The 20,526-nt window shown below is 65.5% G+C and carries 17 protein-coding genes and 3 tRNA genes; 13 read left to right on the forward strand and 7 right to left on the reverse strand.

The features are described 5' to 3' along the window. Positions 1–5 precede the first annotated feature (5 nt). From AOP73_RS04915 to AOP73_RS04925, 3 genes are all read left to right on the forward strand, one after another. Positions 6–824: an SDR family oxidoreductase gene (locus tag AOP73_RS04915; protein WP_061963477.1), complete on the forward strand. Its 819-nt coding sequence runs from the start codon at positions 6–8 to the stop codon at positions 822–824. A 61-nt stretch (positions 825–885) separates the two neighbouring features. Further along, a complete protein-coding gene (locus AOP73_RS04920; protein WP_061963479.1) occupies positions 886–2,439 on the forward strand; it encodes an FMN-binding glutamate synthase family protein in 1,554 nt (517 codons plus the stop codon). Further along, positions 2,436–4,166: a thiamine pyrophosphate-dependent enzyme gene (locus AOP73_RS04925; RefSeq protein WP_061963481.1), complete on the forward strand. Its 1,731-nt coding sequence runs from the start codon at positions 2,436–2,438 to the stop codon at positions 4,164–4,166. Before AOP73_RS04920 ends, AOP73_RS04925 begins: the two co-directional genes overlap by 4 nt. 375 nt (positions 4,167–4,541) lie before the next feature. Here the strand turns inward: AOP73_RS04925 and AOP73_RS04935 are convergent, their stop codons facing one another. Further along, complete coding sequence (locus tag AOP73_RS04935) at positions 4,542–5,033, reverse strand: YajQ family cyclic di-GMP-binding protein (protein ID WP_061963485.1); 492 nt, start codon at positions 5,031–5,033, stop codon at positions 4,542–4,544. A gap of 134 nt (positions 5,034–5,167) precedes the next feature. Between AOP73_RS04935 and AOP73_RS04940 the strand changes: the two genes are divergently transcribed. Together AOP73_RS04940 and AOP73_RS04945 are read left to right on the forward strand one after the other, a co-directional pair. Then, positions 5,168–5,249: transfer RNA gene (locus AOP73_RS04940), tRNA-Tyr, on the forward strand. A 221-nt stretch (positions 5,250–5,470) separates the two neighbouring features. Then, complete coding sequence (locus tag AOP73_RS04945; protein ID WP_236683506.1) at positions 5,471–6,574, forward strand: GmrSD restriction endonuclease domain-containing protein; 1,104 nt, start codon at positions 5,471–5,473, stop codon at positions 6,572–6,574. Positions 6,575–6,712: 138 nt separating this feature from the next. On the opposite strand, the gene AOP73_RS04950 is transcribed toward AOP73_RS04945, so the two are convergent. The 5 genes from AOP73_RS04950 to AOP73_RS04970 all read right to left on the reverse strand — a co-directional run bounded on the left by AOP73_RS04950 (position 6,713) and on the right by AOP73_RS04970 (position 13,544). After that, positions 6,713–7,720, reverse strand: coding sequence for a formylglycine-generating enzyme family protein (locus AOP73_RS04950; RefSeq protein WP_061963487.1), 1,008 nt, complete (start codon positions 7,718–7,720; stop codon positions 6,713–6,715). Beyond that, positions 7,717–8,322, reverse strand: coding sequence for an anaerobic ribonucleoside-triphosphate reductase activating protein (gene nrdG, locus AOP73_RS04955; protein WP_061963489.1), 606 nt, complete (start codon positions 8,320–8,322; stop codon positions 7,717–7,719). The genes AOP73_RS04950 and nrdG overlap by 4 nt, the downstream gene beginning before the upstream one ends. Positions 8,323–8,325: 3 nt before the next feature. After that, positions 8,326–10,569, reverse strand: coding sequence for an anaerobic ribonucleoside-triphosphate reductase (nrdD, locus tag AOP73_RS04960; RefSeq protein WP_061963491.1), 2,244 nt, complete (start codon positions 10,567–10,569; stop codon positions 8,326–8,328). Positions 10,570–10,673: 104 nt separating this feature from the next. Next, positions 10,674–12,173, reverse strand: coding sequence for a sugar porter family MFS transporter (locus tag AOP73_RS04965; RefSeq protein WP_061963493.1), 1,500 nt, complete (start codon positions 12,171–12,173; stop codon positions 10,674–10,676). 114 nt (positions 12,174–12,287) lie between these two features. After that, positions 12,288–13,544, reverse strand: coding sequence for a winged helix-turn-helix domain-containing protein (locus AOP73_RS04970; protein WP_061963495.1), 1,257 nt, complete (start codon positions 13,542–13,544; stop codon positions 12,288–12,290). Positions 13,545–13,640: 96 nt separating this feature from the next. Here AOP73_RS04970 and AOP73_RS04975 point away from each other — a divergent pair. From AOP73_RS04975 to AOP73_RS05005, 7 genes are all read left to right on the forward strand, one after another. Then, positions 13,641–13,713, forward strand: a tRNA-Thr gene (locus tag AOP73_RS04975). Positions 13,714–13,767: 54 nt separating this feature from the next. Then, positions 13,768–13,841: transfer RNA gene (locus AOP73_RS04980), tRNA-Met, on the forward strand. 60 nt (positions 13,842–13,901) lie between these two features. Beyond that, positions 13,902–14,066: a 50S ribosomal protein L33 gene (rpmG, locus tag AOP73_RS04985; RefSeq protein ID WP_061963497.1), complete on the forward strand. Its 165-nt coding sequence runs from the start codon at positions 13,902–13,904 to the stop codon at positions 14,064–14,066. 219 nt (positions 14,067–14,285) lie between these two features. Further along, complete coding sequence (locus tag AOP73_RS04990) at positions 14,286–15,341, forward strand: endonuclease/exonuclease/phosphatase family protein (protein WP_061963499.1); 1,056 nt, start codon at positions 14,286–14,288, stop codon at positions 15,339–15,341. 72 nt (positions 15,342–15,413) lie between these two features. Then, the gene (locus tag AOP73_RS04995; protein WP_061963501.1) at positions 15,414–15,860 is read left to right on the forward strand and encodes an FAS1-like dehydratase domain-containing protein; all 447 of its coding nucleotides are present in this window, start codon (positions 15,414–15,416) and stop codon (positions 15,858–15,860) included. Continuing rightward, on the forward strand, positions 15,860–16,291 hold the full coding sequence (locus AOP73_RS05000) for a MaoC/PaaZ C-terminal domain-containing protein (protein WP_061963503.1): 432 nt from the start codon (positions 15,860–15,862) through the stop codon (positions 16,289–16,291). The genes AOP73_RS04995 and AOP73_RS05000 overlap by 1 nt, the downstream gene beginning before the upstream one ends. Before the next feature lie 130 nt (positions 16,292–16,421). Continuing rightward, on the forward strand, positions 16,422–17,897 hold the full coding sequence (locus tag AOP73_RS05005) for an NCS2 family permease (protein ID WP_061964862.1): 1,476 nt from the start codon (positions 16,422–16,424) through the stop codon (positions 17,895–17,897). Positions 17,898–17,933: 36 nt separating this feature from the next. Here AOP73_RS05005 and AOP73_RS05010 read toward each other — a convergent pair whose 3' ends face one another. Further along, complete coding sequence (locus AOP73_RS05010) at positions 17,934–18,998, reverse strand: LacI family DNA-binding transcriptional regulator (protein WP_061963505.1); 1,065 nt, start codon at positions 18,996–18,998, stop codon at positions 17,934–17,936. A gap of 156 nt (positions 18,999–19,154) precedes the next feature. Here AOP73_RS05010 and AOP73_RS05015 point away from each other — a divergent pair, with 156 nt between their 5' ends. Beyond that, positions 19,155–20,522 carry an MFS transporter gene (locus AOP73_RS05015; RefSeq protein ID WP_160295435.1) on the forward strand — a complete coding sequence of 456 codons (1,368 nt, stop codon included), beginning with the start codon at positions 19,155–19,157 and terminating at the stop codon, positions 20,520–20,522. The last annotated feature ends 4 nt before the right edge of the window (positions 20,523–20,526 follow it).

The raw sequence follows: 20,526 nt of genomic DNA on the forward strand, positions 1-20,526 counted from the left end.
AGCCCATGTCGCACCCTCTTGAAGGCCAAACCGTCCTGATCACTGGAGGGGGCAGCGGCATCGGGCGTCTGCTCGCGCTTGGCGCCGCGCAACGTGGCGCTCGCGTGATCCTGTGGGACCTCTCGGCCGCCGCTGGCGAGGCAGTACGCGACGAGATTCTTGGCGTGGGCGGAGAGACCGAGGCCTTCAGCGTCGACGTGTCAGATCGCGATGCCGTGAGGGCCACCGCGCTCGCGACCGGTCCCGTGGACGTGGTGATCAATAACGCGGGTGTCGTGACCGGCAAGAACCTACTCGACGCATCGGACGAGGAGATCGAACGCACCCTCCAGGTGAACACGCTCGCGCTGTTCTGGGTGACCAGGGCGTTCCTCGCGAGCATGATTGAGAACAAGCGCGGCACCGTCGTCACCATCTCCAGCGCTGCGGGACTCGTCGGGGTGGCCAAGCAAACGGATTACTCTGCAAGCAAGTTTGCGGGCTTCGGATTCGCGGAATCCCTGCGCGTGGAACTCGCCAAGGCGGATGCCGGAGTTAACTCGCTCGTGGTGTGCCCGTACTTCATCAGCACCGGAATGTTCGAGGGGGTTCAAACCAAGTACCCGCGACTCCTGCCGATCTTGAAGCCCGAGTATGTGGCCCAGAGGACCCTTGACGCCATCGAGAGCGGCCGCCATCAATTGATCATGCCCCGGTTCGTCCGCGCTCTCGCCCCCGCACGGATGTTGCCCGTCGCGTTGTTCGACAAGCTGACCAACCAGCTCGGAGTCAACAACACGATGGACCATTTTGTGGGTCGCCTCTCGGATCGTTTGAACCGCTAGGACGGGGTTAGTGTGGAAGGGCTGGTAGCCGCCACCCAGACGCTCCAGTCAAGGAGGTCAGATGCCGAGTCCGTCCGGTTGGAAACTAGGAGCCATCGCCGGCGCAGGAGCGCTCGCCGCTCTCGCCGCCTACGACACCCTTCAGAAGCGTCACTCGGTCTTACGCAACTACCCCGTCGTCGGCCATCTCCGATATGGACTCGAGCGGCTCCGTCCCGAACTTCAGCAGTACTTCATCGAGCGCGACTGGGACGGCAAGCCCTTTGACCGCGCTACCCGCGACATCATCTACGAGCGCGCAAAGGGCGTCCACGGAGAGAAGGCGTACGGCACCGAGTTGGACGTCTACGAGGTGGGCCACGAGTTCCTGGTGCACTCCACCGTGCCCCAGTCGCCGCCGGAGAATCCTCCACGCGTGACGGTGGGCGGACCGGACTGCTCGCAGCCGTACTCGATGTCGTCGCTCAACGTCTCCGCGATGAGTTTTGGGGCGTTGTCCGCCAACGCCATCCGCGCCCTGAATAAAGGTGCGGCCATGGGCGGTTTCGCCCACGACACCGGCGAGGGAGGCATCTCGCCCTACCACCGCGAACACGGTGGCGACCTGGTGTGGGAAATCGGCACCGGGTACTTCGGCACGCGCACCAAGGACGGACTCTTTGACCCCGACCAGTTCGCGGAGAAGTCCCGTGATGATCAGATCAAAACGGTTTCGCTCAAACTTTCGCAGGGGGCCAAGCCCGGCATCGGCGGGGTGCTGCCGGCCGCCAAGGTCACGCAGGAGATCGCGGAGACGCGCGGGGTGCCGGCGGGCGAGAAGTGCGTCAGCCCGCCGGGACACTCGGTGTTCTCGACCCCCACCGAACTGATCGAGTTCATCGCGCAGATGCGGAACCTGTCCGGGGGTAAGCCGGCCGGTTTCAAGCTCTGCGTCAGCTCCCGCGTCGAGGTCCTCTCCATGGTCAAGGCGATGCTTGACGTCGGGACGGCCCCGGACTTCATCATCGTGGACGGTTCCGAGGGCGGCACGGGGGCCGCCCCACTCGAGTACGAGGATCACGTGGGCATGCCGCTCACTGACGGGCTCATGCTCGTCCACAACGCACTGGTAGGTGCGGGTCTACGAGACCGCGTGCGCGTCGCCGCGAGCGGCAAGGTCGCCGCGGGCAACGACATCGTCAAGCGCTTGATCCAGGGCGCCGACTATACGAACGCCGCGCGTCCCATGATGATGGCGACCGGCTGCATCCAATCCCAGCGTTGCCACCTCGATACCTGCCCCGTGGGCGTCGCCACCCAGGACCCGCGGCGCGCCCACGCCCTCGACGTGGGCGACAAGTCGCAACGCGTCTATCGCTACCAGAAGGCAACCGTCGACGAGGCGGTGCGGATGATGTCCTCCATGGGCGCGGAGCGTCCCGAAGACCTCACCCCCGACCAGTTACGGCTGGTGATCTCGCCCGGCGAGACGGTGTCGTACGGCGATCACTACGACTGGTTGAAGTCAGGGGAGCTGCTCGACCAGCCACCCGCCAACTGGGAAAAGGACTGGACACTTGCCTCGGCGGACAGCTTCGCCCCGCCACGCATCACCACTAGAGGAGACACGAGATGAGCACTACGGTCGCACAGCACATTGTCACCGCCCTCGCGGAGCACGGCGTGGGGCACGTGTGGGGCGTCGTCGGCGACGCCCTCAACCCCCTGACCGATGCGATCCGCACGGACGACCGCATCGAATGGATCGGGGTTCGTCACGAGGAGGCCGCAGCCTTTGCCGTTTCCGCGCAGGCCCAACTGACGGGCCGCATCGGCGTCTGTATGGGCACTGTGGGCCCCGGCTCCCTGCACCTCATCAACGGGCTGTACGACGCGAAGAAGTCCCACGCCCCCGTGCTCGCGATCTGCGGGCAAGTGCCCAGCGCAGAGATCGGAACCGAGTACTTCCAGGAGGTCAACAACGATCGCGTCTTCGAGGACGTCGCGGTGTGGAACCAGACGCTCTCCTCCGCCGACCAGCTCCCACAGATGCTGGAGGCTGCGGTGGGTGCGGCGTACGAGTTCCGCGGCCCGGCAGTGCTGACCATTCCAGGTGACATCGGGGGCCTTGAGTTGCCCGATGGTGTGGCGGCGCCACATTTTGTCACCGCGTACGCCCCGGGCAATGCCACGGAGGATTCGCTCGCGGCGGCGGCCGCGGCACTCAACGACGCCGACAAAGTGACGATGCTGGTGGGTCAGGGCGCGGCGGGAGCCAGGGAACTGGCCATCGCAGTCGCAGAACGACTGCAGGCACCGATGGTCGTCACTATCAAGGGAAAACCGGGCTTCGACGGTGACAATCCGATGCAGGTAGGACAGGCCGGGTTGTTGGGAAACCCCGGCGCGGTCAAGGCACTTAAGGACGCCGATGCGCTGCTGATGGTGGGCACCGACTTCCCGTATCGCGACTTCTATCCGGACGATGCTGTGGCCGTGCAGATCGATGCGCGTTCCGGGCACATCGGCAGGCGCACCTCCGTCGACGTGCCCGTCGTGGGGGACTCGCGCGAGGTACTGGAGGCACTGTTGCCGCGACTGACCGGCGGCGACGCGTCCAAGCACCTCGACGCCTGTCGAGACACGTATTCCGAGTGGCAGGAGCGCCAGGCCCACATCGCGGACCCCGACTACGAGGAGTCCGGCATCGTGGCAAAGGTGCGATCTACCTTTGACAACCCGGACGATCGCATTCGTCCCGAGGCCGTCGCGGCGGCGGTTGATCGTCACGCTCCGGATGATGCGATCTTCACGTCCGACACGGGCATGTCGACCACCTGGATGGCGCGGTTTGTGGAGATGCGCGGCGACCGCGAACTTCTCGGGTCGTTCAATCTGGGGTCGATGGCAAACGCCCTTCCGCAGGCTCTGGGCGCGCAGGCTCTCGATCGTGACCGCGCTGTGGTCTCCATGAGCGGCGACGGTGGCCTCATGATGCTGCTTGGCGACTTGAGAACCGCCGTGACCTACTCGCTGCCGGTGGTCGTCGTGGTGTTCGACAACTCCTCGCTGGGAATGGTGCAACTCGAGCAGCAGGAGGGTGGGCTCGCGTCCTTTGGTACGGACCTGGACAACCCAGACCTCGCCGCCGTGGCAACGGCGATGGGTCTGGCGTCGCGTCGAGTAGAGGACCCGGACGACCTGGACGGAGCGATGTCCTGGGCCTTCGACCAGGACGGCCCGGTGTTGCTCGACGTGGTGACGAATCCCGACGAGATTGCCGTGCCGCCCAATCCCAAGGTGTCTCAGGCCTGGGGCTATGCGGTGGCCAAGCTCACGGAGACACTCGAAAGTCGAAAGTAGCCTCAGCGCTGGGCGACTCTGGCCCTCCGGTGCTCGTTGACGTAGGCGAGAGCGGTTCCGACAAGTGAGGCGACGGCGCAGGAGAAGACTGCTTGGGAAGGCAGACTCGTCATATTCACGGACCGCGTCACCACGACGTAGCCGATCGCCCAAGCCCACACGGGCGCCAATGCGGCCGAGAGGTGCCAATCCCTGAACTCAAAGTGCTTGTGAAGCCAGTGCGCGTAGAGAAAACCAAGGGCTGTTCCAGCGATAGTGACCAGCAAGAACATTTGGAACCACTCCAGGGGCACAAATAGGGGACTTCCATTTCACGCTAACACGACGAGTTTTGCTCGCGCTGTTCAGCGATCTGGGCGACTTTCCGTCAGGCGGCTAGCGATAGTTGACGAACTGCAGTGCAGCGTCGACGTCCGCACCCTTGAGTAGCGCCATGGTGGTCTGCAGGTCGTCGCGGCTCTTGGAGCTCACGCGCAATTCGTCTCCCTGGATAAGCGCCTTGACGCCCTTGGGGCCCTCGTCGCGCACTAGCTTGGTGAGTTTCTTGGCCACGTCCTGGGCGATGCCTTCCTTGACCGACGCGACGAGGCGAAACTCCTTGCCGGAAGGGATCGGGTCGCCGTAATCGAGCGCCTTCATGGAGATGTTGCGCTTGGCGAGCTTGCCGATGAAGACGTCGAGGACGGCCTTCACGCGCTCCTCGGAGTTGGCCTTCATCAGGATGTTCTCCCCGGACATCTCGATCGACGCACCCACGCCCTTAAAGTCGTAGCGCTGTGCGATCTCCTTGTGAGCCTGATTGAGGGCGTTGTCGACCTCCTGCTGGTCTACCTTGGATACGACGTCGAACGAGGAATCGCTGGCCATGAGTGCCTCCTAATAGGGCCCCGCGCCTGTTCCGGCGAGGGCGAGCTGTGCGGTGATGAGACCCCAGTTCGCGCCGAGGCCGTTTCACTTGCTATCCTTCCATGCGCGCCACCTTGGTTTCCAATGTGGCGCATGGCGAGTTGCCCGAGCGGCCAAAGGGAGCTGACTGTAAATCAGCCGTCAACGACTTCACAGGTTCGAATCCTGTACTCGCCACACTCAGGCCCGCTGCGTACGCAGCGGGCCTTTTTGTTGCCCAGGATGCATCCCTGACCCGACTCCGTCACCCGCGCCTACATCTCGACGCATTTAGGCCCCAAAACCAGCTCAGATGTAAGCGCAGGGCGCGCCGATCCGGAATGAGACGTTGGCCACACGGGCTGGGTTCAGCAGGCGCGACAGGGTTAACGTTCATCCAGGTTTAAGTGCTGAGGAGCATGATGAAGAAGGCTGAGAAGACGCGCCACCCCTTCGCAAGGGCGCTCGGGTCCATTGCATCACTGATGGTGTGGGGCACCGTACTCAGTGCGTGCACCACCACCGCCGGTTCGGAGACCAGTGTTGGGGCGGACGGTGTCGCCACTGCGGCCGCTGCGTCACCGACCGTCACGTCATCGGCCGATGCGCCCGTGTCCTCATCCGAATCGCCGAGTTCCTCCGTAGCGGCCGATCCGTCGCCGTCTCCTTCGGTCACGCCCGGCGCAGTGGAGGCCGAGGCCGCCGCCCCCGCGCCACCGCCCGATGCTGAGGACGGCACCGCACTGGCCGCGGCTCTCGCGCTCGCGGTCAAGGGACGCGCGGCCAAGACCGGCTACGCGCGCGAGCAGTTCGGCAGTGGCTGGGTGGACGTGGACCGCAACGGTTGTGACACGCGCAGCGACATGTTGATCCTGCGCCTCACGGCGCTCAATGTGGACGGCAAGTGCAAGGTGATGTCGGGCGATCTCGCTGACCCGTACACGGGCACGTCGGTGCACTTTGTCCGTGGCGGCAAGAGCGAGGTCGACGTCGACCACATCGTCGCACTGTCGGACGCCTGGCAGAAGGGCGCCGCCACCTGGCCCTTTGCGCAGCGCGTCGCGTTCGCCAACGACCCGCTCAACCTCGAGCCCATCGATGCCGGCGCCAACCGCCAGAAGAGCGACGGCGACGCCGCGACGTGGCTGCCGTCCAACAAGGCGTTCCGCTGTGACTACGTGGCACGCCAGGTCGCGGTGAAAACCAAGTACGACGTCTGGGTCACCGACGCCGAGCTCGGCGCCATGACACGGGTTCTCGACACCTGCCCAGGGGAGCCGATGCCGTCGTTCGGCTCGCAGCCCATCCTCGCCCAGAACACGGGCGGCCCCGAGCCCACGAAGTCCGAGGCCCCGGCGCCTAAGAAGACCGAGGCCCCAGCCCCCAAGCCCGAGCCTGAGCTCGACGAGCGCTTCCCGTATTGCAAGGATCTGCCCTCCGGCTACGGACCGTACGTCAAGGGCACCGACCCGGAATACGACTGGTACACCGACCGCGATGGCGACGGAGTGGTCTGCGAGTAGTCGAGTTGCTCCTGCGCTTACATCCGAGCTCATTTACCCCGAAAACTCGAACCAGATGTAAGCGCAGGGCCCGCGGCCCCGGGACCAGGATCAGCGGACCAGCGCCGAGGATCCGCGGTTCGGGAGGCCGCCGCACTACTACGCGTCCTTGGCGCACCTAAAGCTGATGTGCGTCGTCCCACTGTCTTCCGCCTGAGGCGACCTTGCGGCGGGCCGATAGCGCAGGCAGTACTCGGGCGCGCACAGGTGCGAGCCGCCCTTGAGCACTCGGCGCGGAATCTCCGAACCCGGTTCCGCACTCGCGGACGCCAGCCTCGCGTCGGACGGCCCACACGTGCAGCCGTCGCCGCAGCCGGCTTCCCCGGCCCCAGCATCGGCCGATGCCGGGGTAGTCGCGGGTGGCGACAGCAGGTTGGCAGAGGGTCCAGTGGTGGGCGCCTGGTCGCCCGCGGCCGCCCGATGCGACGGCGTGTAGTAGGACGAGGTCCACTCCCAGGTGTTGCCGATCATGTCGACGAGCCCAAAGGGATTGGCGGGGAAGGTGCCGACAGGGGAGGTGCCCACCCAACCTTCGGCGCCGGTGTTGAGGTAAGGGAACTTACCCTGCCAATTGTTGGCCATCAGTTTGCCGTCGGGATGAACCTCCTCGCCCCAGGCGTAGGTGGCGCCATCCAGCCCACCGCGGGCGGCGTATTCGAACTCGGCCTCGGTGGGCAGGCGCTTGCCGGCCCAGGTGGCGTAGGCCTGCGCGTCCTCGAAGCACACGTGGAGGACGGGGTGGTCGGACCGGTCCTCGATGCCGGAGTCCGGGCCAAAGGGGTGACGCCACTGCGCGCCCTTCTCCCAGGACCACCACTGGCGCCAATCCGTCAGATCTACGGGACCCGAGGTGGGCGTGAATGCGAGCGAGCCCGGCACCAGCGCGGTTGGGTCGACGCCCGGATAAAGGGCGGGGTCCATGGGACGCTCGGCGACAGTCACGTAGCCGGTCGACTCGACAAACTCGGCGAACTGGGTATTGGTCACCGGGTGGGCATCGAGCAGGAAGTCGCTGACGCAGACGCGGTGGATGGGGCGCTCGTCAGGATAGAAGTCGTGGGAGCCCATAGAGAATTCGCCGCCCGGGATGTGCACCATGTCAGTCATGAATTCAGCCTATCTGCGGGCCGGGGCGCGGTGGACTCCTGCCCCCAGGGAGCGGTTCGCTCCACCGCGCGGCCCTGTGCGCGGGAGGCGGGCGCGTCGAGTACACGCTGATTGCGTGACCCTCGGTGCGCGAGAGTGAGGTCCCTCTGGGACTGTTCGAAAGGCCCGTCGACCAGGACGTCGATCACCCGGAGTAGTTCAATCTTGTCGACGGACTCGTGGCTGAGTTGCTCGAACGTGTAGCCAGTCCAACACCAGACGTCTTTGGACGTGCCGAACTCGTGGCGCAAGCGCTGAACGATCGACAGCGCGACTCCCGTGTTCAGGAAGGGCTCGCCGCCCAGCAGCGAGAGTCCCTGAACCGCGGGATGAGCGAGGTCGGCGATGATTCGGTTTTCCAGCGCTGGCGAGTACGGCTCGCCGTAGCGGAAGTTCCACGTGGCCTCGTTGAAGCACCCCTCGCACGCAAACAGGCAGCCGCTCACATACAAGCTGCACCTCACGCCCTCGCCGTCCACAAAACTGAACGGCTTGTAGTCGGCGACGTAGCGCTGGCTGACCTTGACTGCCTGCCACTGCTCGGGGACGGGCGTGCGCGCCATGGGCTACGCCCCATCCGGAGTGGTGGCAGTGCCCACGCCGGCTGCGGCATCGTCTGCCCGTACCGATCCCGGCAGATGCTTCACCCGGGCGGCAATCTCGGCGTGACGCCCGCGCACCATCGGCCGCTGCTGTGGATTGCCCAGGTAGCCGCACGTGCGCTTGACCACATCGCACGTCTGTGGATCCGAGTTGCCGCATTCCGGGCAGCGGAAGCCGCGCGCCGTCGGGTTGAAATCCCCGGCATAGCCGCATTCAAAGCACCGGTCGATGGGGGTGTTGGTTCCCAGGTAGCCGATGCGGTCGTACGAGTAGTCCCACACGGCCTCCAGGGCGCGGGGATTGGTGTGTAACACGGGGTACTCGCAGTAGTGAATGAAGCCGCCTGACGTGTACTGGGCGTAGTCCGCCTCGAAGTCGAGCTTCTCAAAGGGGGTGGGGTTCTTGCGCACGTCGTAGTGGAAGCTGTTCGTGTAGTAGTCCTTGTCGGTGATGTCCGCGACCGACCCAAACCGCTCCTTATCGAGGCGGCAGAACCGGTCCGTCAGGGACTCGCTAGGAGTCGAGTAGACGGACACCTGATAACCCGAGCGCGCGGTCCACTCGCGGGCGGCCGCCTGCAGGCGTTGCAGCACGGCGATGGTCAGGTCCTTGGCCCCGGGCGTCGTTTCCCAGTCGCCGCCATAGAAAGCCGCGGCCACCTCGTACAGGCCGATGTATCCCAGCGACACCGTCGCGCGACCGTCTCGGAAGAGGGTGTCCACGTCGGCGTCGGGGCTCAAGCGCTCGCCAAACGCGCCGTGCACATACAGGATGGGCGCATTGGCGGGGAGGGCCTCCTTGCACCGTGCGACGCGGTACATGAGCGCGTCGTCTACCGTCGTCAGGCGCTCGTCGAGCAGGCGCCAGAAGGCGGCCCGGTCACCCCCGGACTCAAGCGCGATTCGCGGCAGGTTCAGCGTCACGACGCCCAGGTTCATGCGGCCCACCACGACATCGTTGCCGTCCGCATCGTGCCAGCCCTGCAAGAACGAGCGGCACCCCATGGGCGCCTTGAAAGAACCGGTGAGTTCCACGATCTTGTCGTAGTTCAGCACGTCCGGGTACATGCGCTTGGCGGCGCACTCGACGGCGAGGGTCTTGATGTCGTAGTTGGGGTCCTCGGGCTCGAGGTTGACGTGGCGGCGCAGCGTAAACAGCAGCTTGGGGAAGATGGCGGTGCGGCCCTCCGCTCCCAGGCCGGTGAGGCGGACCCGCAGAATGGCGCGCTGGACCTCACGCTCGTACCAGTCGGTTCCGAGCCCAAAGCCGACCGACGTGAACGGCGTTTGCCCGTTGCTCGTGAATAGAGTGTTGATCTCGTATTCGAGGCTCTGCATCGCGTCGTAGATGTCCTTGGTAGTGCGCTCGCGGGCGTAGTCATCGTGACGCGCCGGGTCCTCGATCCACGTCGCAGCCTCGGCCGCGTGCTTGGCGTAGTTGAGGCGCGCGTAGGGCGCCAGCAGCTCGTCGATGCGGTTAACCGTGCACCCGCCGTACTGGCTGGACGAGACGTTCGCGATGATCTGGGTGATTTGCGCGGTGGCGGTCTGAATCGACCTGGGTGGCTCGACCTGGGCATTGCCCAGCCGGAAGCCGTGGCCGAGCATGGTCTCGAAGTCAATCAGACAACAGTTCGTCATGGGTGCATAGGGGTGATAGTCCAGGTCGTGGAAGTGGATGTCGCCTTTGGCGTGCGCGTTGGCGACGTGGGGCGGAAGCATCCTGAGGCCGATGGCTTTGCCCACCACGCCCGCCGTGAGGTCGCGCTGGGTGTTGAACACGTCCGCGTCTTTATTGGCGTTCTCGTTGACCAGGGTCGAGTCCTTCTCAAGGAGGCCCACGATCGCGTGGTTGAGGTCCTTTGACTTGCTTCGCGCGACGTCGCGCTCGGTGCGATAGTCGATGTACGCCCGCGCGACGCGGCGCTCGCCGGACTCGAGCAGCTCGTGCTCGACCACCGACTGAATCTCGTGAATCTGCACGTTGTCGAAGTACCGCGCTGCCAGCAGATCGCTCACCCTCTGGGTAAGAGTCGCAATGGTGTCTTGATGGTCTTCCGTCAAATCGGCGTAAACCGCGACGAATGCCTGGCTCAACGCGGCGGAGATTCGCGCCTCGTCAAAGGGTAGGACGCGCCCGTCGCGCTTGACCACGCGCGGCGCGATCGTGTGCGGCGTGACCGGATGTGCAGCTTCGGTGATGCTCATGTTTGCCCCCTGGGTTGGCGCCAGCGCTGGCGCTCCTATCACTACATGTAGTGCTGTTTCAATAAACTGAAACTAGATGTAGTGGCGGGGCTAGGGGCGGGACGTTAGTCCCGGGTCGCTGCTGGCGGCTCCTCGTCGACGACGACGGCGCCCACAAACTTGCCGCGCTTGACGATGATGTCGTCGTGCATGTCCTCGAGTTCCATGCCGCGGGTTTCTGGGACTCTGAAGTACACAAAGATCAGTGACAGGAACGCCATCGCGGCGTAGAACCCGTAGGCGAACGTGAGGCCGATGTCCGCAAACACGGGGAATGTCATGGTGATCGCGAAGTTCGCCAGCCACTGGGCTGCAGCCGCCACGGCGAGCGCAGTCGCACGGATACGGTTGGGGAACATCTCGCCCAGCAGTACCCACACCACCGGGCCCCAGGTCGCACCAAAGAAGACCACGAACGCGTTGGCCCCAATGATCGCCACCGTGTCCCAGTTGCCGGTGAAGGTGGCGACGTCCTCGCCGTTGACCACCTCAGACGTGGCGTTGGAGAAGGCAATGGCCATGATGCCCAGGGACAGGAACATGCCCGTCGAGCCGATGAGCAGCAGGAGGCGCCGGCCTATCCTGTCGACCAGCATGATGGCGACGATCGTGACAACAATGTTGGTGACTGACGTGATGGTGGAGGTGAGGAAGGGGTTCTCGATTCCGACCGACGACCACAGCGACGTTGAGTAGTAGAAGATCACGTTGATGCCCACGAACTGCTGGAACACCGACAGCAGAATGCCGGTCCACACTACGGATTTGAGGCCAAAACTGGTGCCGCGCAGATCCCGCAGCGACCGCTTGTCGTCGGTGCCGAGCGACTCCTGAATCTGCTCGATGCGCAGGTGCACATCCGTCTCGCCGGTGAACTCCCGCAGCACCACGGCGGCCTCGTCGTTGCGGTGCTTGCCTACGAGGTAGCGGGGCGACTCGGGCAGTCGCAGGGCGGCAAGACCGTAGATCACCGCCGGCACCGCGGCCGCCATGAACATCCAGCGCCACGCCTCAAGGCCAAACCACAGGTCGTTGGAGGCATCGCCGGCGGTGTTGGCAAAGAGCTGGTCGCTGAGCAGCGCGGAGAAGATACCGAGGACAATCGCGAGCTGCTGGAGCGAACCAAGCCGGCCGCGGAACTTGGCCGGGGCGACCTCCGCGATGTAGGCCGGCGCGATGACCGAGGCCGCGCCGATCGCCAGACCGCCGAGCACCCGCCAGAGGATCAGGTCCGCGACGCCAAACGCGAAGCCGGAGCCAAACGCAGAGACAAAGAACAGGATCGAGGAGAGCACCATGACCCGGATGCGCCCGTACTTGTTCGCCAGGGTGCCCGCGAACCAGGCGCCCACCGCGCAACCCAGGAGTGCCGAGGCGACGGCAAAGCCGGTGAGTGCATCGCCGAGCGCAAAGTCCTTCTGGATTGCATCGACTGCGCCGTTGACGACGGAGGAGTCGAAGCCAAAGAGGAATCCACCGAGCGCGGCGCCGACGCTGATGCCAATTACTCTGCGGTTCAGCTTGGCATCCGGGATGGGGGTGGTGGGATCGACCGGTGCGGCCATGGGCTGACTCCTTTGTACAGTGCGGGCCTGGACCCACGTACCTGGCGTGTAGTACTCACACTAGCGCCCGTTGGGGCCACCCGCGCTCCGAAAACGGGCCGGACAAACGGTGATCTACGTGGCGCTTTCGCTCAAGGACGCGGCCACTGCCTCGGCGAGATTGCCTCGCGACTCCACTCGAATCGTTTCCAGTCCGAGCCAGGTGGCCATGGCACCCAACTCGGCCGCCACGGCGTCCGCGATCTCGGGGTTGCCGCGCCGGCGTGCACCCGGCACGGTGCGTTCCTCGCGCCACGATGCCAGCACCCGCAGTGTTCGCGCGCCACGGTCCGCCTTGAGGTCGAACCTTCCCACCACCTGATCTCCCAGCAAGAACGGCAACGTGTAGTACCCGTAGACCCGCTTGGGCTCGGGCGTGTAGATCTCGATGCGGTAGGTCATGCCGAACATGCGTTCCAGGCGCGGCCGGTACCAGCAGACGGGGTCGAACGGGCTTAGCAATGCGGCTCCCGTCGCGCGCCCAGGATCGGATGCACCGGCTGCTAGGAGTGCCCGGTCGCCCCAGCCCTCGACGTCCACCCAGTCGGCGACGCCCCTGGCCACGGCATCGGCCGCAAGTCCTTTTGCCAAGCCGGGTTTGAGTCGGAAGTGATCGGCCACGTCGCGGGGAGTGCCGATGCCCACCGCGGAGACGGCGTGGTCGAAGAGCGCCTGACGCGCCGCATCGGGCGCGAGACCCCAGGTGCCCACGTCTGCCGGCGCGACGCCCCACCCGCGCATGGTCGAGTCGTACGTCCGCCGGAAGTGGCCGCGACGCGACGCCGCCACCTTGCCGGTGATGAACAGATGCTCGAGCGCGGACTTGACCGCGCTGTGGTCCCACCACGGGCCTGAGGCCTCCAGGCGTGGAGCGATGTGTTCCAACCCGGCGGCGTCGAAGGGGCCGGCGGCCTCGACGCGCTCGCGGACCTGCGCGATGAGCCCGGGGTGCGCGGCCTCGATGCGTGCCTCGTTGCGCGAGCCCCAGGCCCCGGTGTCGGTCATCTTGACGTGCATCGCCGGCAGCAGCGCCAGAGGCGAGACGGACGCCTCGTGACCCCAGTGCTCGAACGCGTGCGGGGAGTGGCCGTCCGCGTCGCCCCACAGAAAGGAGTCGAGCGTGGCGCGGTCGTACGCGCCATACCGGGAGAACAGCGGCATGTAGTGGGCGCGGGCGAGCACATTGACGCTATCGAGTTGCAGCACACCTTGGCGTCGCAGGTACTCGGCGAACTGCGCGTCGCCCACTCGGCGAGGGCTGCGTTTGCGTGCCAAGCCCTGCGCGCTCAGGAAGATTCGCCGGGCCGCGGCTGCACTCAACGTATCGGTCACTTTGCTACCCTAATCGCGGCGTCAGACACTGCGCGCGAGCGGGACTTAGAGGCGATTTCACTATGCCGGCCATTCGCGTGTATTCTTGTCCGGCTTGCCCCGATAGCTCAGTCGGTAGAGCGTTTCCATGGTAAGGAAAAGGTCCAGGGTTCGATTCCCTGTCGGGGCTCAGATAGATGGTTGCCGTCGCTTGAATATTCAGGCGGCGGCGAACCACTTTCATGGCGGGGTAGCTCAGCTGGTTAGAGCGCACGACTCATAATCGTGAGGTCGGGGGTTCGAGTCCCCCCCTCGCTACGCACAATGGATCCGCCGAATGTCGGTGGGTGCTGAAAACACAAGGCTAGGAGACAAAACATGGCCAAGAATGACGTCCGCCCAAAGATCACCCTCGCGTGCACCGAGTGCAAGAACCGCAACTACATCACGCGTAAGAACCGTCGTAACACCCCCGACCGTGTTGAGCTCTCCAAGTTCTGCCCCAAGTGTGGCAAGCACACCGCTCACCGCGAGACTCGCTAGTCTGTCGGATTCGTCAAGGCGCCCGTCCCCTCATTCGAGGGGGCGGGCGTTTTGCGTTGGCGTAACCTCCCAGGCGGACGATGCTGTGGCCGGGTATGGGCCGAGTGGCGCCTTCGCGCCGGGGTTCCCGGGCGCCAGCGGTGACACCGTGCCATGCTTATCCGCGTGCCAGATGCAGAGCCCTGTGAGAGCAACCCGACCGTAGCGGATTCTCCCTCCGTGGCCTCGCCCGCCCCGGCATCGGCCCTTGCTGAGGAAGCGGCCGTCGATGCGCGCGCTCCGGAGACGGAACGCGATGGCAGGCGCTGGTCTCGCTGGCGCCGCGCGTGGTTCGTGTTGGCAGCGCTCGCGCTGATCGCTGTGCTGGTTCCCGTCCTCGCGCGACTGTTCGGCATCGAGACCGGTCCGCTGGCCATCCTGGTGGCGCTGATGCCGTGGGTGACGGTCGCCTGCGTCGTACCGGTGGTGCTCGCCCTGGTCGCGCGGGCGTGGTGGCTGGTCGCGGCATCGGCCGCTGTCTTGGTTCTTTGTTTGATTTGGGCCGTGCCGATGTTCACGGCCCAGCACGCGCTGGGCGGCGGGGTGGTGCGGGTGGCGACCATCAATCTCACCTTTGGGCAGGCGGACGTCGATGCCGTGGTGGAATTGGTGCGCGACCACGAGGTGAACATCCTGGCGGCGCAGGAGGTCACGCCTGAGGCCGTCGAGGCGTTGCGTGCAGCTGGTCTCGACGACCTGCTTCCGTATTCGGAGGTGGCCGCGGAGCCTGGGGTGACCGGCACAGGACTGTGGTCGCGTTCGCCCTTGAGCAAGGCAACGACGCTGGACACGTCGGACGAGGTGGAAAAGCTGGGGGGCTACGTGTCGCAGGCGGTGAAGGCGGACGTCGACGTCGCCGGCCAGCAGCTGACCGTGTTTGCGATTCATCCCGCCGCACCGGGGCTCACCGCGCACGCAAGCTGGGACGCGGACCTGTCGCGCCTCACCGACGTACTCGCGGGCCAGAGCGGGCCCACCCTGGTACTCGGCGACTTCAACACCACGCGTGACCATAGGGCGTTTCGCGAGATTCAGGCGCTGGGGTACGCCGATGCCGCGGACCAGGCGGGTGCGGGCTTCCTGCCCACGTTCCCGGAGGGGCGCGGCCCGTGGCCATTTGTCGCGATCGACCACGCGCTAGTCGGCCATGTGGACTTCGTGGCGACGTCCGTCAGCACCGCATCGATCCCCGGGGCGGATCACCGCATGCTGCTCGTCACCTACGGAGCGGCCTAAGTGGGGCGAGGCACCGGGGCACTGGGGTACCAAGCATTCGGGCTGCGCACGCGAGTTCGCTAGGCTGGCGCCATGCCAGTGAACCCAGAAGCCGTCGGCCGCCAGTACGGCCCGTCAGAGGTGTACGAGGTGACGCGCGTGAAGATCCGCGAGTTCGCCGATGCCGTGGACGCCCGCTCCTTTGCCCACCGTGACGTGGCAGCTGCCCGTGCGGAGGGTTACGACGACCTGGTGGCGCCCAGCACCTTCGCGGTAGTCATCGCGCAGCGCGCCGAGTTCCACGTGGTGGTGGACCCCGAGGTAGGGGTCGACTTCTCCAAGGTGGTGCACGCGGACGAGCGCTTCACGCACCACCGGCCCATCGTGGCAGGCGATGAGATCACCACCACCATTCACATCGACAAGATCACGCAGCGCGCCGGCATCTCCATGGTGACCACGCGCGCCGAGTTGGCCGATGCCGAGGGTGACCCTGTCACCACCGTGCTGTCCACCCTGGCCGTGCGAGAGGACGCCTGATGAGCGACGAGAACCTTCCTTCATTCGACGCGCTCGAGGTTGGTGCAGTGGTCGCCGAGCGTGAGGTCGCCTTCACCCGTGACACCCTGGTGCGCTACGCGGGCGCCTCGGGTGACTTCAACCCCATTCACTACAACGATGTGATGGCCGAGTCCGTGGGGCTGCCGGGCGTGATCGCTCACGGCATGCTGACCATGGGCGCCGCGGCATCGGTGGTGGAGGAGTGGGCCGGGCCGGGCAACGTGGCCGACTTTCAGACGCGTTTCACACGCCCGATCCCGGTGCCGAACCCCGGCGTCGCGACCGTCGTCGTGACGGCCAAGGTGGGTGCGCTGGACGAGGAACTGCGTACCGCGCGCATCGACGTCGTCGTGGACTTTGACGGTGTGAAGGTCCTTGGCAAGGCGCAGGCGATCGTTCCCTGCGCTTAACCTGGCGGGTGCTTCGCGTTGGTTTGGAACGGTTTGTTCCCGCCGATTGTCGAATGTCTCTAGTTGACGCGCGCACGGGCTAGTCTCCAAGCGTCGCAGCGAGGTCCCCGTTACTGCCATGATTCTGACCATGGCAACTGACACCACAGATCGGCCCACGACACAGCAGTCGGGGATCAAGGGCAAACTCGACTCCTACTTTGAGATCACCGCACGTGGCTCCTCCTTCGGTAGCGAGATCCGCGGCGGACTCACCACCTTCTTCACGATGTCCTACATCGTGGTGCTGAACCCCCTCATCATCGGTACTGTCGCCGGCGGTGACGGCGAGTTTCTGGGTGGCGGAGACGCCCCCAACCTCGCCATGGTCGCCGCGGCCACCGCGCTCGTCGCCGGCCTGCTGAGCATTGCCATGGGTATCTGGGCGCGCTTCCCCATCGCCCTCGCCACCGGCCTCGGCCTCAACGCGTTCGTGGCCTACGGGATCGCTTCGCGCACCGGCATGAACTGGCCGCAGGCCATGGGTTTTGTGGTGATCGAGGGCGTACTCATCTCCATCCTGGTCCTGACCAAGTTCCGCAAGGCCGTCTTCCGTGCAGTGCCCGGGTTCCTTAAGAAGGCAATTGCCGTGGGCATCGGCCTGTTCCTGGCGTTCATTGGTCTGTGGGACGCGCGCATCATCCAGCCCGGCGCCGGTGTTCCGACGTCGTTTGGTGTCAATGGGTACATCGCCACCTGGCCCATGGTTGTCTTCGTCATTGGCCTATTCGTGGCCATCGTGTTGCTCGCCAAGAAGGTTCGCGGCGCCCTCCTGATCTCGATTGCCGTTGCCACGGTGGTCGCCGTTGCCTTCGAGTTGATCTTCAAGCTGGGCTCCTCTGTCGACAACCCCAGTGGCTGGGCGCTCGTGGAGCCCTCGCTTCCGAGCAAGATCGTCGAGGTCCCGGATCTGGGACTGGTCGGCCAGGTAGATCTCTTCGGAGGATTCACGTCACTGCCAGTCCTCACCGCGCTGCTGCTGATCTTCTCGTTGCTGATGGCGGACTTCTTCGACACCATGGGCACCATGACGGCCATCGGCGCCGAGGCGGGCCTGAACGACGAGCAGGGCAACCCGCCGCGCTCGCAGGAGATTCTGATGGTCGACTCGCTCGGCGCGGTCGCCGGTGGACTCGGTTCGGTGTCGTCGAACACGTCCTACATTGAGTCGGCATCCGGCGTGGGCGACGGTGCCCGCACGGGTCTCGCATCCGTTGTCACCGGTCTTGGATTCCTGCTGGCGATGTTCCTCACGCCGCTATACGCGATCGTGCCCTTTGAGGCCGCTACCCCGGTCCTTGTCGTGGTGGGCTTCCTGATGGTGACCCAGGTCGCGGACATCGACTGGAAGGACTACCGGATCGCCATTCCGGCGTTCCTGACCTTCATCCTGATGCCGTTCGGCTACTCCATCTCGATCGGCATCGGTGTGGGATTCATCTCCTACGTCGTGCTTCAGGTCGCGACGGGCGGCACCAAGAAGGTGCACCCGCTCATGTGGGCCTCTGCGGCGGCGTTCGCCATCTACTTTGTGCTGGGTCCGATCAACGGTCTGCTCGGCAGCTAGGGGAGCACGCGCGACGGGCCGCGCCCAACCTATTCACTACCGCTCGGGGTTGACGCGGCCGATGGTGTTGCCCTGGCGGAACTCGAGCGGGGTGAACGCGGGCTCGGGGGTCTCCCCCGCGAGTAGCGCCTTGACCTCCGCTGCCAACGCGTGGCCCTTCTTCTCGCCGTCCTGAACCACAGTGGTGAGCTCGGTGGGGGACAACCACGGCAGGTCAAGTCCGTCGAAGCCGGTGATCGAGAGATCCTGGGGCACACGGATGTCGAGTTCACGCGCGGCGAGAAGCACGCCGGCCGCGAGTTGGTCTGACTGCACCACGAGCGCGGTGGGCCGCGACTCGTGGGACAGGGCTAGGTGGCCGGCGGCAATGCCCTCCTCGACCAGCGACTCGCGCGCGCTGACAATGACGCACGGCTCGATGCCGGCGTCCTCAAACGCGAGCAGGCGGCGGTGGGTAGGTGCCCACGCAGAATCCTCGAAGTCCTCGAGCGAGCGCAATGAAGTCTCAAGCCGCGGCGCGATCGGCAGCGTGACGGTGCCAATGCGCTCGTGGCCTAGGTCCTGGAGTCGCTTGATGAGGTCTACGGTCGCGGGGCCATCGTCGATGGTCACCACACCAGCACCAGCGGGGGGTGGGCCGTCCATGACGACGATCGGGATGCCGCGCTTGCGCAGAATCTCCAGCGCAGGCTCGTCGTGATCGCGAACGCGCAGGAGCACGGCGGCGTCCATGGGGGCGGTCTCGAGCAGTGAGTTTTCCTCGGGGATGCCAGACGGCGACGTGAGTAGCAGCACGCCGAGCCCCATGTCGCCCAGGTCGGAGATCAGGCCGTCCATGATCTGCAGGATCAGCGGTGCGCGGAAGGCGAGCGTGAGAGAGTCGTGAATGACGACGCCCACCACATGCGAGCGGCCGGACCGCAGCGCACGGCCCGCAGCGGAGGGACCGCCGTATTCGAGCTCGGCAGCAGCCTTCTCTACGCGCGCCTTCATCTCCGGGGAGATGGGACCCGCGCCGGAGTAGCTGAGAGAGACCGTGGAAAGCGATACCCCGGCCTTTGCCGCGACATCGGCCATGGTGGGACGGCCATTCTTAGCCATGAATTCCTCCTGGAAGCGTTGCTTCGTTTAGACTATCGGTGAACAAGGCACGCGTACCCCGTATGTTCGGAACGCGCCGCGGTACCGCCGACGTTGGCCCAGAGCCCACGTACGTGCGAGCGGGTTCGCCTTCAGGAGTTACACACCATGGTCCTCATGACTGATTTTGCGCCCACTAACGAGCCCTCGCGCTCACGGGTGAAGTACGCGCGCGCCGGCGTGCTGTCCCTCTTTGCACTCATGGGCGCCATGTCCGCGACGCTGCTCTCACGCATGCCCTCGATGCGCGATGGTCTAGGAGTCAGTTCGTCGGAACTGGCGACGCTCATCATCTTCGGTGCGGCCGGCGCCCTCTGCGCGCTCGCGGTTACGGGCTGGTCCGTCGCGCGCTTCGGCACCCGCAAGGTGCTGTGGTGGTCGAGCTTCTCCTACCTGGTCGCCATCTTCGCGGTGGGTATCGCGACGGCAAACGCTGTACCGTGGCTCTTCGCCGCGGGCTACTTCTTTGTCTCCGTGTCCTTCGCCTTCACCAACGTGGCGATGAACGCCGAGGCCGCCGAGGTCGAGCGACGTATGGAGCGCGCCATCATGCCGCAGTTCCACGCGGCATTCTCCGTGGGAGTCGCGCTCGGACTCGGAGCGGGCGCATTGGTCTCCCACATGGGTGTCGGAGTCCTGTGGCACTTCATCGCGGCCGGAATCATCCTGACAGCGATTCGACTGGGCGTGATTCCCATGGCCGTCCTGGACGGCGTCGCCAAACCGGCGGAACCCGGCACCAGCATCGGCGGGCCTTTTGCCACCGCAAAGAACGAGTTCAAGGAGCGCCGCGTCGTCCTGATCGGGTTCATCATCTTCGCGGCGTCGATGACGGAGATGATTGCCGCGCAGTGGATGGCCCTGTCCGTCGTAGACGACTTTGGCCGCAATGAGGCTGTTGGCGACGTCATCTACTGGGTCTTCGTCGTGTCGATGGTGACCGTGCGCTGGTTCGGCGCCCCCATCATCGGCAAGCTCGGACGCGTCAAGAGTTTGCGCATCGCCGCGATTTCCGTTGTCATCGGCATCCTGTTGTTCGCCTTCGCGCCCGTGTTCTGGCTCATCCCGGTTGCTGCTGTCTTCTGGGGAATGGGTGCAGCGCTGGGGGCGCCCATCGGCTTCTCCGCCGCTGCGGACGAGCCCAAGCACGCCGCGGCTCGCTTGGCCGCTGTCGCCTCCTTCTCCACGATTGCCGGGCTCGTTGTCCCGCCGCTCGTGGGTCAGCTCGCCGAGTTCATTCCGCTGCGGGAGGCCATGCTCGTGGTGATCATCGCATCGGTCACGTCCTTTGTGCTCGCACGTTCCGTCAGGCGAGGCGGTAGCCTCTTCCGCAGCCGTCGCGCCATGGAGCGCCAACTGGGCGCCGCCGTGGTGCGAAGCGACGAGGCCCAGACCGGCGGCAATGCCGCCGTATCGCTCGAGGGAACGCTTGACGAGGGGCCGCCCGCCAAGGGTGCTGATTCGGCCGTCGCCTCGCGCAAGTAGCACC

It is taken from the genome of Demequina aurantiaca, assembly GCF_000975135.1.
GTDB lineage: Bacteria > Actinomycetota > Actinomycetes > Actinomycetales > Demequinaceae > Demequina > Demequina aurantiaca.